General features: G+C 40.3%; 10 protein-coding genes. 2 read left to right on the forward strand and 8 right to left on the reverse strand.

Annotation, left to right across the window (positions count from 1 at the left end; all coding sequences use genetic code 11):
• Positions 1-27 precede the first annotated feature (27 nt).
• Both QZR76_RS01595 and QZR76_RS01600 read left to right on the forward strand, forming a co-directional pair.
• Positions 28-1,956: an ATP-binding protein gene (locus QZR76_RS01595; protein ID WP_294139784.1), complete on the forward strand. Its 1,929-nt coding sequence runs from the start codon at positions 28-30 to the stop codon at positions 1,954-1,956.
• Position 1,957: 1 nt separating this feature from the next.
• The gene (locus QZR76_RS01600) at positions 1,958-3,145 is read left to right on the forward strand and encodes a glycosyltransferase family 2 protein (RefSeq protein ID WP_294139786.1); all 1,188 of its coding nucleotides are present in this window, start codon (positions 1,958-1,960) and stop codon (positions 3,143-3,145) included.
• 21 nt (positions 3,146-3,166) lie between these two features.
• On the opposite strand, the gene QZR76_RS01605 is transcribed toward QZR76_RS01600, so the two are convergent.
• The 8 genes from QZR76_RS01605 to QZR76_RS01640 all read right to left on the reverse strand — a co-directional run bounded on the left by QZR76_RS01605 (position 3,167) and on the right by QZR76_RS01640 (position 11,982).
• Positions 3,167-4,099, reverse strand: coding sequence for a UDP-glucuronic acid decarboxylase family protein (locus QZR76_RS01605; RefSeq protein ID WP_294139789.1), 933 nt, complete (start codon positions 4,097-4,099; stop codon positions 3,167-3,169).
• Positions 4,100-4,157: 58 nt separating this feature from the next.
• The gene (locus QZR76_RS01610; RefSeq protein WP_294139791.1) at positions 4,158-5,771 is read right to left on the reverse strand and encodes an ATP-binding cassette domain-containing protein; all 1,614 of its coding nucleotides are present in this window, start codon (positions 5,769-5,771) and stop codon (positions 4,158-4,160) included.
• A 198-nt stretch (positions 5,772-5,969) separates the two neighbouring features.
• On the reverse strand, positions 5,970-6,833 hold the full coding sequence (rfbD, locus tag QZR76_RS01615) for a dTDP-4-dehydrorhamnose reductase (RefSeq protein WP_294139793.1): 864 nt from the start codon (positions 6,831-6,833) through the stop codon (positions 5,970-5,972).
• A 10-nt stretch (positions 6,834-6,843) separates the two neighbouring features.
• On the reverse strand, positions 6,844-8,784 hold the full coding sequence (locus QZR76_RS01620) for a nucleoside-diphosphate sugar epimerase/dehydratase (RefSeq protein WP_294139795.1): 1,941 nt from the start codon (positions 8,782-8,784) through the stop codon (positions 6,844-6,846).
• Positions 8,785-8,828: 44 nt separating this feature from the next.
• The gene (gene rfbC, locus QZR76_RS01625) at positions 8,829-9,374 is read right to left on the reverse strand and encodes a dTDP-4-dehydrorhamnose 3,5-epimerase (RefSeq protein WP_294139797.1); all 546 of its coding nucleotides are present in this window, start codon (positions 9,372-9,374) and stop codon (positions 8,829-8,831) included.
• 26 nt (positions 9,375-9,400) lie between these two features.
• Positions 9,401-10,459, reverse strand: coding sequence for a dTDP-glucose 4,6-dehydratase (rfbB, locus tag QZR76_RS01630; protein WP_294139799.1), 1,059 nt, complete (start codon positions 10,457-10,459; stop codon positions 9,401-9,403).
• A gap of 106 nt (positions 10,460-10,565) precedes the next feature.
• A complete protein-coding gene (gene rfbA / locus QZR76_RS01635; protein ID WP_294139802.1) occupies positions 10,566-11,438 on the reverse strand; it encodes a glucose-1-phosphate thymidylyltransferase RfbA in 873 nt (290 codons plus the stop codon).
• 145 nt (positions 11,439-11,583) lie between these two features.
• Positions 11,584-11,982: a WbuC family cupin fold metalloprotein gene (locus QZR76_RS01640; protein WP_294139916.1), complete on the reverse strand. Its 399-nt coding sequence runs from the start codon at positions 11,980-11,982 to the stop codon at positions 11,584-11,586.
• Positions 11,983-12,011 lie beyond the last annotated feature (29 nt).

Genomic DNA, 12,011 nt, shown 5'->3' on the forward strand with positions numbered 1-12,011 from the left:
TCTTTGCTTAACTACAATTACTCGGATATGGAAAATGATTTACCTCATACGGACCCCCTGAAACAAAAGACTTCTTCAGAGAAAGAGGAGGCTTCTTCTCCGGAAGAAACGGAGGAGATCATTCAGGCCATGGATTCGTCCAATGAAGAGATATATTCACTCCGAACAGACGGATCACTTTATTATGCAAACCATCAAACTAAAATAAGTTACAATTTACATAAACCGATCTCAACTTATTTCATTTGGGATTTTCATTCGGAAATAACTCAAAAGAATTGGCCTGATAAATTAAAATTTTTCCGGGAGAACTCAACGGGATGCAGGTATATTTCCCGGCACAAATACCCGGACGGAAGCAGTAGACCGGTAGAGATATTCTCCAGGATAATAAAGTATCAGGGAGAAGAAAAAATATGGGTATTTTGCAGGGATATCTCTTCAACGATACAACACGAGAATAAGATTAAAGAATTAAACAGCCTGTTTAACTCCGTTTTAAATAATATTCCGGTCTATCTCTTTGTTAAGGATACTAAAGACCTCCGTTATCTATATTGGAATAAAGCTTTCGAAATACATTCACATATACCAACCGACCGTGTTATCGGTAAAACCGATTTTGAAATATTCCCCAATATAAAGGATGCCGAGCACTTTAGAAACGATGACCTTCGCTTATTAAGTACGGGCAAGGATATCGAGTTTATCGAAACTTACCAAAATACTTCAGGAGAACTACGAACCGTAAAAACCCTAAAAACTTTAATCCGGGACGATGGAGGAGAACCTATTTTTTTAGTGGGGATATCATGGGATATCACGGATATGAAAAATTCGGAACAAGAGCTCATCAAAGCCCGGCTAAAAGCAGAACAATCGGATAAATTAAAATCGACTTTTCTGGCAAACATGAGTCACGAGATCAGGACTCCGCTCAACGCCATCATCGGATTTTCCCGGTTAATTTGTGATATCCCGGACCAGGAAGAGAAACATAACTATATGGATATTGTAGAAAACAATTCGGAACTACTTATCCAACTCATCAACGACATCCTCGATTTATCTAAAATCGAAGCCGGCACCCTGGAGTTTAACGACAAACCAACTAATATCCGGGAATTATGCCAAAAGATTTTACAAATGTACCAAAATCGTACGGCAAAAAACGTGACGTTGTTATTAGACATTCCTACGGATTTAATCATACGGATCGACGGTAACCGACTGGCACAAGTCTTATCCAACTTAATCACAAACGCTATAAAATTTACTTCTAATGGACACATCCGTTTCGGATATCACTTGTTAGGAGAAAAAATAGAATTTTACGTGATAGACACGGGATACGGTATTCCGCGTGAAAGATTAAACGACATTTTCAGTCGTTTTACCAAACTCAACTCTTTTTCTCAAGGTACGGGGCTTGGTCTTGCGATCTGTAAAATGATCGTCCAAAAAATGGGAGGAGATATTTCCGTTGAATCGGAATTAAATAAAGGTACCACATTCAGGTTTACAATTCCTTATCATTCTGCTCAAATAGAGAGTGTAGAAGAACCTGTAAATCGAATCAACGTAAAAGAAGAGATGGATACACAACACACGATTCTAATCGCAGAAGACGTAGAAAGTAACTTTTTGCTTTTAAAAGTCCTAATAGGTAAAAATTATAAATTACTCCACGCCTGGAATGGTATTGAAGCAATTAAATTATTCAATGAAGAGAAACCGGATCTTATCCTGATGGATATTAAAATGCCTGAAATGGATGGATTGGAAGCTACCCGTATTATTCGGGAAAAATCCAGGGATATTCCCATCATTGCGTTGACAGCCTTCGCTTTTGACGATGACCGTACCCGGGCACTGGAAGCCGGATGTAACGACTTTTTAACCAAACCGATTTCCTCGGCTCTTTTAAAAGAAACCCTTGAAAAATATTTAAAATAAGATGCTCGGAATAGACTATTTTTTTTGGATAGCCGCCATTATTGTTCTCTATACCTATATAGGCTATGGCATCCTTCTCTATTTACTCGTTAGAATAAAAGAAAAGATACATCCTGCTCAATCGTTATGTCTTCAAGAACCAGCTCCGACGACAACACTCTTGATCGCTGCCTATAACGAGGAAGATATTGTGGATCTGAAAATGGAAAATTGTAATCAGCTCAATTATCCGAAAGATAAACTAAAAATCGTGTGGGTCACGGATGGAAGTAATGACAACACGAATCTAAAATTAGCTCAATATCCGGAGATCACAGTTTTGCATGATCCTGAAAGAAAAGGAAAAACAGCTGCTCTTAACCGGGGAATGCAATATATACATACCCCTTTTACTATATTTACGGACGCCAATACCATGTTAAATAAAGAAGCGATCCGGGAAATTCTCACTCCGTTCTCCGATCCCCTCGTGGGATGTGTCGCCGGAGAAAAGCGAATTGCCGTTGAAGATAAAGATAACGCCGCAGCGGGAGGAGAAGGTTTTTATTGGCGCTACGAATCCAAATTAAAATCGTGGGATTCTCGTTTGTATTCAGCAGTAGGAGCCGCAGGTGAACTTTTTGCTATCCGTACCTCCCTTTTCAAAACGATGCCCGAAGATACGTTATTAGACGATTTCGTTCTATCCATGAAAATTGCTTCCCAAGGTTATAAAATCGCTTACCGAGACTCGGCTTATGCCATAGAATCCGCTTCTGCCGATATAGGGAACGAACAAAAAAGGAAAGTACGTATTGCCGCAGGAGGCCTGCAAGCCATATGGAGATTACTTCCATTACTGAATATCTTCCGTTATGGTATATTAAGTTTTCAATACATCTCCCACCGGGTACTAAGATGGTCGATTACACCCATTCTCCTCTTTCTCCTGTTTCCTTTAAATATCCTACTCGTCAGCCTGAGACCGGAATCGACATGCTATACAATACTCCTCCTCCTTCAAACCCTATTCTATCTCATGGCAATCGGAGGAAGTATTTTGCAACGAAGGCATATTAAAGTAAAGGTATTATTCATCCCTTATTACTTCGTATTCATGAACTTGAATGTCATAAAAGCCTTCTTTTATTTACAGAAACACAAGGGAAAAGGGGCTTGGGAAAAGGCCAAGAGAAAACAAACAGCCTAAGAAAAATCTTAGGCTGCTATATTACATTTTCCGGAAATAATCAATCGTTCGTAATAACCCCTCACGCAACGGAATAACCGGTTTCCAATCCAATACTTTTTCAGCCAAAGCAATATCCGGCTTTCTTTGCTTCGGATCATCCGAAGGCAAAGGCCTGAACACTATTTTCGATTTAGACCCGGTGAGTTCCAGAATCTGATGGGCCAATTCCAAAATAGTGAATTCATTCGGATTACCTATATTTACAGGTCCTGTAAAATCATCATCCGTTTGCATGGTACGAATCATACCTTCGACCAAATCGTCCACATATTGAAAACTACGGGTTTGCGAACCGTCACCATATATTTCTATATCCTTTCCATGCAGAGCGTTAACGATAAAGTTAGATACTACACGACCATCGTTTATCGACATACGAGGCCCATAAGTATTAAAAATACGTACAATTTTTATCCGAATCATCAATTGACGATGGTAATCCATAAACAAGGTCTCCGCACATCGTTTACCCTCATCGTAACAGGAACGAACCCCGATAGGATTCACATTTCCCCAATAGTTTTCGGGTTGCGGGTGTACGATAGGATCCCCGTACACCTCACTCGTAGAAGCCTGCAAAACTTTGGCATTGGACTGTTTTGCCATCCCCAACACATTAGCAGCTCCTATCACGGATGTCTTCAATGTTTTTATCGGATCATATTGATAATGAATGGGAGAAGCCGGACAAGCTAAATTGTAGATCTCATCTGCATCTTTTATAATATACGGAAATACAATATCGTGATTTACCAACTCAAAACGAGGATGATCTAATAAATGGGCAATATTTTCTCTTGCACCGGTAAAAAAATTATCCAAACAAGTAATTTGTGCTCCCGTTTCCAATAAACGGTCGCATAGATGGGAACCCAAAAAACCTGCTCCCCCGGTTATCAATATTTTTTTCATTTTTTAAAATTTAGGAATTATAAATTTTCATTTACACCCCAACAACCTCTTATAGCCCCTATCTATACATCTTCTCCGCTTGTGCTTTTATAGTATCACTCGTAATATAATCATCAAAATCCATACGTTTATCGATAATACCGTTAGGTGTTAGCTCGATAATCCGGTTACAAACCGTTTGAATAAACTCATGATCGTGTGAGTTCATCAATACAATGCCTTTAAACGCGACTAAAGTATTATTAAATGCCTGAATAGATTCCAAATCCAAATGGTTGGCAGGAGAATCCAATACCAATACGTTTGCATTTGTCAACATCATACGGGCTATCATACAACGCATTTTCTCCCCTCCCGATAACACTTTCACCCGTTTATATATATCTTCCCCGGAAAAAAGCATCTTTCCCAAGAAACCGCGTAAAAAAGTCTCACTTGTATCGGTTGAATATTGTCCTAACCATTCCACCAACGTCATATCAGTTTGAAAAAAGGCCGAATTATCCAACGGCAAATAGGCACTGGTAATCGTTACGCCCCAACTATATGATCCCGTATCAGGCTTATCATTTCCAGTAATAACTTCTAATAAAGCCGTCATTGCCCGGGGATCTTTCGACCAAAATACGATCTTATCCCCCTTCTCCACGGTAAACTCTACATTCTGGAATAACCACTTCCCCTCTACTTGCTTACTAAGTCCCCGTACATCCAAAATCCGATCTCCCACCTCCCGTTCCGGGGTAAAAATAATACCCGGGTATTTCCGGGAAGAGGGAAGAATTTCCTCCACGTTTAACTTTTCCAACATCTTCTTTCGGCTTGTCGTTTGCTTCGATTTAGCCACATTAGCGCTAAATCGCTGAATGAACTCCATTAACTCCTTCTTCTTCTCCTCCGCCTTCTTATTTTTAGCCTGAGCCTGACGTAAAGCCAACTGACTCGACTCGTACCAAAAACTATAGTTACCAGCAAATAACTGTACTTTACCGAAATCAATATCTACCGTATGAGTACTTATCGCATCCAAGAAATGTCGGTCATGCGATACAACCAATACGGTATTCTCGTAGTTTGACAAATAATTTTCCAACCACATCACAGTCTCTATATCCAAATCATTCGTCGGCTCGTCCAACAACAAATTATCCGGCTTACCGAACAACGCCTGAGCTAATAATACCCGAACTTTTTGCTTACCACTTAAATCTTTCATTAACGAATAATGCCACTCTTCCTCAATTCCCAGTCCACTTAATAAAGATGCCGCATCACTTTCCGCATTCCAACCGTCCATTTCGGCAAATCTCTCCTCCAGTTCAGCCGCCCTGACACCATCCTCATCCGAAAAATCAGGTTTTGCGTATAATGCATCCTTCTCTTTCATCACATTCCATAAATTCAGATATCCCTGCATTACCGTATCCAACACCGTACACTCATTATAAGCTTGATGGTCCTGTTTCAATACCGACAAGCGCTCCCCCGGCCCAAACATCACACTTCCCCGCGTCGGCTCCAAATCCCCGCTTAACATCCGCAATAAGGTAGATTTTCCAGCACCGTTCGCCCCAATCACACCGTAACAATTTCCCGGAGTAAATTTTAAATTTACATCCCGAAACAAAACCCGTTTTCCAAACTGAATCTCTAAATTTGAAACTGTAATCATTCTATTGTATCTTCTTTTTATTGATAATCAACACTTTTAGCTCCAAAAAAGCGCCTGCAAAGATACGTTTTATTTCCAAATCTCCCAAATAAAGATTTAATACAACACTTTATATCGTTTTTAATCTTAAAAACGTTTCAATTATCCGAAAAGTAATCCCTCCTTCTTCTCCGGCAAATATCTTTTTCTACCCGAATATTACTCTTTAAATCCCTTTCTCATACACCGAATCAAAGCTTCCTTCCATTCCGGAATCTCTATTTCAAATTCCTGTTTAATCTTTGTTGTATCCAATACCGAATAGGTCGGACGCTTTGCCTTTGCCGGATATTGATCCGTAGTAATGGGGTTCACCCGACAACTCTCTCCTGATAAAGAAACGATCTCTCTTGCAAATTCATACCAGGAACAAATCCCCTCATTCGTGTAATGATAGATACCTTCGTGTTCGGGTAATTCATCACTCTCCAGCATCTTTATTATAGCATCCGCCAGATCTCCGGCGTAAGTCGGAGTTCCCCATTGATCATTCACCACATTTATCTCCTCTTTTTCTTTAGCAAGACGACAGATTGTCTTGGCAAAATTATGTCCGAATTCCGAATACAACCAAGCTGTACGAATAATAATATACATACAACCGGAACGTTTGATAGCCTGTTCTCCTTCCAGTTTTGTCCGGCCATAAACGGTTTGCGGATTCGTCGCCTCTTTTTCCGTATAAGGATGATCATGAACCCCGTCAAAAACATAATCCGTAGAGATATGTATCAATAGACAATCTAATTTTACAGCAGCCTTAGCCAGATTGGCGACGGCATCCCGATTGATTAAAGTCGCCTTTTCCTCCTCTTCCTCGGCCCGATCCACCGCCGTATAAGCAGCACAATTAATGATCGTATCGATTTCATGCACCTCTATGAATGAACATATTGCTTTAAAATCCGTTATATCCAACTCCTCCACATCCGTGTAAAACACGTCATCTAACAATGAAAATTTTCTTTCCTGAAATTCCGATCCTAACTGTCCGTTAGCCCCTGTTATCAATATATTGGCCATACTCTAAATACTAAACATGAACTTTATCAAACTTTTCAAATTCCGAATTTTTGCTGATGTATTCCGGTATAATCATTTTCATTTTACAAATCATTTCCGGAATATTTACAGCCGACGACAACTCACAAATATCTTTCAATTTTTCTTTTACCTCATCGTAGTCATACTCCCTAACTTTAGCAATACGAATCTTATCGTGCACCGTTGGGCTTGTATTTTCTTTATTACTCAACAACTCCTCGTACAACTTTTCCCCGGGACGTAGACCGGTATACACGATTTTTATCTCTTTGTCCGGAACAAATCCGGACAATTCGATCATACGCCGGGCCATATCTGCAATCTTCACCGGTTTCCCCATCTCAAATATAAAAATCTCACCGCCATCCCCCATAGTTCCCGCCTCTAATACCAGTCGGCAAGCTTCCGGTATAGTCATAAAATAACGAATAATATCCGGATGGGTTACCGTTACCGGCCCTCCATTTCTAATTTGCTCTCTAAACCGGGGAATTACCGATCCGTTAGATCCCAAAACATTACCGAATCGGGTCGTAATAAATCGGGTTTGTCCCGGATATTTTCCATCCCGGATAGCCACACTTAGGCTCTGGACATAAATTTCCGCTAATCGCTTCGAGGCTCCCATCACATTCGTCGGATTCACAGCCTTATCCGTAGAGATCATTACAAATTGCTCTACGCCATATTTTACGGAATAATCCGCCATATTGCAAGTCCCGCATACATTTACCAACACGGCTTCACAGGGATTCAACTCCATCAAAGGCACATGCTTGTATGCCGCCGCATGAAAAACCACCTGAGGACGGTACTGACGAAAGACAAAATCCACCCGTTCCGGAGAACGAACATCCCCGATAACCGGAACAAAAGATACCTCAGGGTAACGATCTATGAATTCTAACTGTATATTATGCATGGGTGTTTCAGCCGAATCGAAAAGGATTAACTGTTTAATCTTAAAACGTGTCAATTGCCTGCAAAGCTCGCTTCCGATAGAACCTGCAGCCCCGGTAACCATCACGACTTTACCTTCCAACTTAGCCGAAATCTCCCGCATACTGATTCGAATCTCATCGCGCCCCAACAAATCTTCCAAACGAATCGCCTTCACACGGGGACGAGGCAGATTCCCATCGTATATCTCTTCAACTCCAGGAAGTATAAGCATTTCCAAATGCTTTTTTTGACAAAAACGTACCAACCGGTCCTGTTCATCCTGAGCCGTCCAGTAATCCGGAAAAACTATGCCTTTTACCTGCAAACGCCTTATCAAACGATTAAACGAATCTTCTCCCTTTACGGAGTAAACGGAGACTCCGGATAATCTATAATGCTTGTATTGTTTACCTATCGTCAAATATCCCACGACCCGATAATTGGGCAAGAAATTATTAGATAACGTAATATTTAACGAAGCACTTTTACTATCCATTCCATATATTAAAACACGCTCAATCTGCCCGACCGAATGAGTCTTTAAAAATTCGTATACATTAATAAATACGACTCTCAAAGAAACCAATACAACAGCACTAAAATTCAAATCAATAATTCCTCCCAGCAACAAACGATTTATCGAAACTTCCGGAACAATCCAATGAATGGTAAAATACAACAATACTACCTTTAAAATGATGGCAACCCCGATACGCCACGTTTCTTGCAGCGTCGTATGCCGTACAACTCCCCGATAAGCATGCAAACACAGAAAAGCCAACAAACTATATACTGCAGACCACGCTATCAATCCTCCCACATACTCTTTCTTAATCGGTGAAAGTGTCACATACATAATAATAAAGTAAACAAATAAAGTTACGCCAACGGATAAAATCAAATCTATGGCCAATACTATCCATCTACTTAAATATTTTGAATGTACAATTTTAGACGCCAAGCTTCTCAGCCCGAACAATTCATTCATGATTCACTTTAATTTAACCAATGCAACCTATAATCCTGAAGGAATCATATTCCCTTTACATCCTTAAAACAAGGACGATTCCTGTCCTTTTCAGATAAAATAATAACCTCCGCGGGTAATCTCCAGTCAATCCGTAAATCGGGATCATCATAACGGATTCCTGCCTCATACTCCGGAGCATAAAAGTCATCACATTTATACTGAAAAATAACCTCTTCACTTAAAACGACAAAACCATGTGCAAACCCTTTCGGGATAAATAATTGCCGTTTATTCTCTCCGCTTAACTCTATTGCCAAATGTTTTCCATACGTGGAAGATCCGATACGTATATCAACAACAACATCCAAAATCATTCCGCTCACCACACGAACCAATTTTGATTGCGTGTAGGGAGGCAATTGGTAATGCAACCCTCTCAATACTCCATATACAGAGCGAGACTCATTATCCTGTACAAACACCACTTTTCCCACTTGTCGTTCAAATTCCCGCTGAGAAAAACTCTCGAAGAAATAACCCCGTTCATCTCCAAAAACCTGAGGTTCTATGATCACAACACCCTCTATATCCGTTTTTATTACTTTCATCCGATAGGTTATTATACAATAATACGCTAAATAGCAGAGCCGTACATCTTTTCGTAATAGGATTGATAATCGCCACTCGTTACATCATCCAACCACTCCTGATTCTCTAAATACCATCTTACCGTCTTCTCTATCCCTTCTTCAAATTGTAAAGAAGGTTCCCATCCTAATTCTTTATGCAATTTCGTCGAATCGATGGCATACCGCAAATCATGTCCCGCCCGGTCGGTCACGTAAGTGATCAACTTATCGGAAGTTCCTTCCTTCCGGCCCAACAAACGATCCGTTACCCGGATCATCACTTTTATCAAATCGATATTTTTCCATTCGTTGAAACCTCCGATATTGTATGTATCTCCAACTCTTCCTTCGTGGAATATCAAATCTATCGCCCTCGCGTGATCCACCACGTATAACCAATCCCGCACGTTTTCTCCCTTGCCGTATACCGGAAGTGGCTTATCATGACGTATATTATTGATAAACAATGGGATCAACTTCTCTGGAAACTGATAAGGACCATAATTGTTAGAACAATTGGAAATTTTTATCGGCATACCGTAAGTATCGTGAAAAGCCCTCACGAAATGATCCGAAGAAGCTTTAGAAGCAGAATAAGGAGAATGGGGATCGTATTTTGTCGTCTCCACAAAAAAACTTCCGTCGTTTTTCAACGCTCCGTATACCTCATCGGTTGAAACATGATAGAATAACTTATTTTCGAACTCTCCATCCCATGCCAACTTAGCTGCCTGTAACAGGCTCAATGTTCCCATCACGTTGGTTTGAGCAAACGAAAAAGGATCTTTAATAGAACGATCCACATGGCTCTCTGCCGCCAAATGGATCACGCCGTCAATATGATATTGACGAAAGACCTCCTGTATCTTATTAAAATCACAAATATCCGCTCTCACGAATACATAGTTAGGGCAATGTTCAATATCCTTCAAATTGGCCAAATTCCCCGCGTATGTCAACTTATCCAAATTCACAATCCGATAATCAGGATACTTGTTCACCATCCATCTAACCAAATGCGAACCGATAAATCCGGCTCCTCCGGTAATCAATATATTTTTCATCTTATTTCAAATTAAAATATTCTAAGCTAAAAATTTATCGAGGAACAGACGACAGGATGAATTTCCTCGTATTCCCTGACAAACCCTACTGTTCTGCCACACTAAATTATTTCAACAACTTCAAAAGATATTGTCCGTATTGATTTTTAATCATCGGTTGTGCTAACTTCTCTAATTGCTCAGCCGTTATCCACCCTTTCCGGTAAGCAATCTCCTCCAAACAAGCAATTTTTAATCCTTGTCGTTTCTCTATTACTTCCACAAAAGTAGAGGCCTCGGCCAAAGAGTCATGTGTTCCCGTATCCAACCAGGCAAATCCACGTCCCAATAATTGTACTTTTAACTCCTCTTCCTTTAAAAACTCCTGATTTACCGTGGTAATCTCCAACTCTCCCCTGGCAGAAGGCTTTATCCTTTTGGCAATTTCAACAACCTTACTCGGGTAAAAATAGAGACCGACAACCGCATAATTAGATTTAGGTTCTTTCGGTTTCTCCTCTATACTCAAAACATTCCCTTGTGAATCAAATTCAGCAACGCCATAACGCTCCGGATCGCTCACCCAATAACCGAACACCGTCGCTTTTCCTTCCCCCTCCGCCATCTTCACGGCCTCAGACAAGCTACTCGTGAAAGATTGACCATAAAAGATATTATCCCCCAGTACCAAACAAACAGACTCTTTCCCGACGAACTCCTCTCCAATAAGAAACGCCTGAGCCAATCCATCCGGAGACGGCTGTTCTGCATAAGAGAAACAAACACCGTAATCCGACCCGTCTCCCAACAAACGCCTGAACCCAGGCAGATCCTGCGGTGTTGAAATAATTAAAATATCCCGGATTCCTGCCAACATTAGTACGGATATCGGATAATATACCATCGGTTTATCATAGATGGGCAACAATTGCTTGGATACCCCCTTCGTGATTGGATATAAACGAGTACCCGAACCTCCTGCTAATACAATACCTTTCATTCAATACGACTATTTACTTTATGAATCGTACAAACATACAACTTTTTAACTTCAAATCTTAACTTTTAAAACAGAAATCCTTTATTAATTCACAAATTACTATTTCCAACAAATGAAAAGGTATATCGTTTACTTTCTGCAAAAATCACATTTCCATTATATTTTCCTTTTCCAAAGGCGTATAAGGTCCGTCTTTTACCTCAAAAATAACACTACCTCTTTCCAATACCTCCAACGTATGCCATTGTCCGACCGGAATATGAATCCCATGAACTCCCGCTAACGGATTCAGCAACACACTCTCTGTTAATTCTCCCCTTTCATTGTAAAACAGGACCTTTATCTTCCCTCGAAGCAATATATAGGTTTCTGCCGTCGTCGTATGACGATGCACGGGCAAGACTGTCCCCGGCTCCAATGCATTCAACAAACGTTGAGCTTTTGCATCTAATGTTTTATGAAAATTATAATTCATTCGCAATCTCGGACTCTCTTCTGCCTGCCGGGATACTTCATTCAATAAATTCGTATCAATCAAATCCATATATTCCATCTGATTCGTTAAATTAAAAA

Source organism: uncultured Sanguibacteroides sp. (assembly GCF_900543425.1).
In the GTDB taxonomy this organism is placed as follows: domain Bacteria; phylum Bacteroidota; class Bacteroidia; order Bacteroidales; family Marinifilaceae; genus Gabonibacter.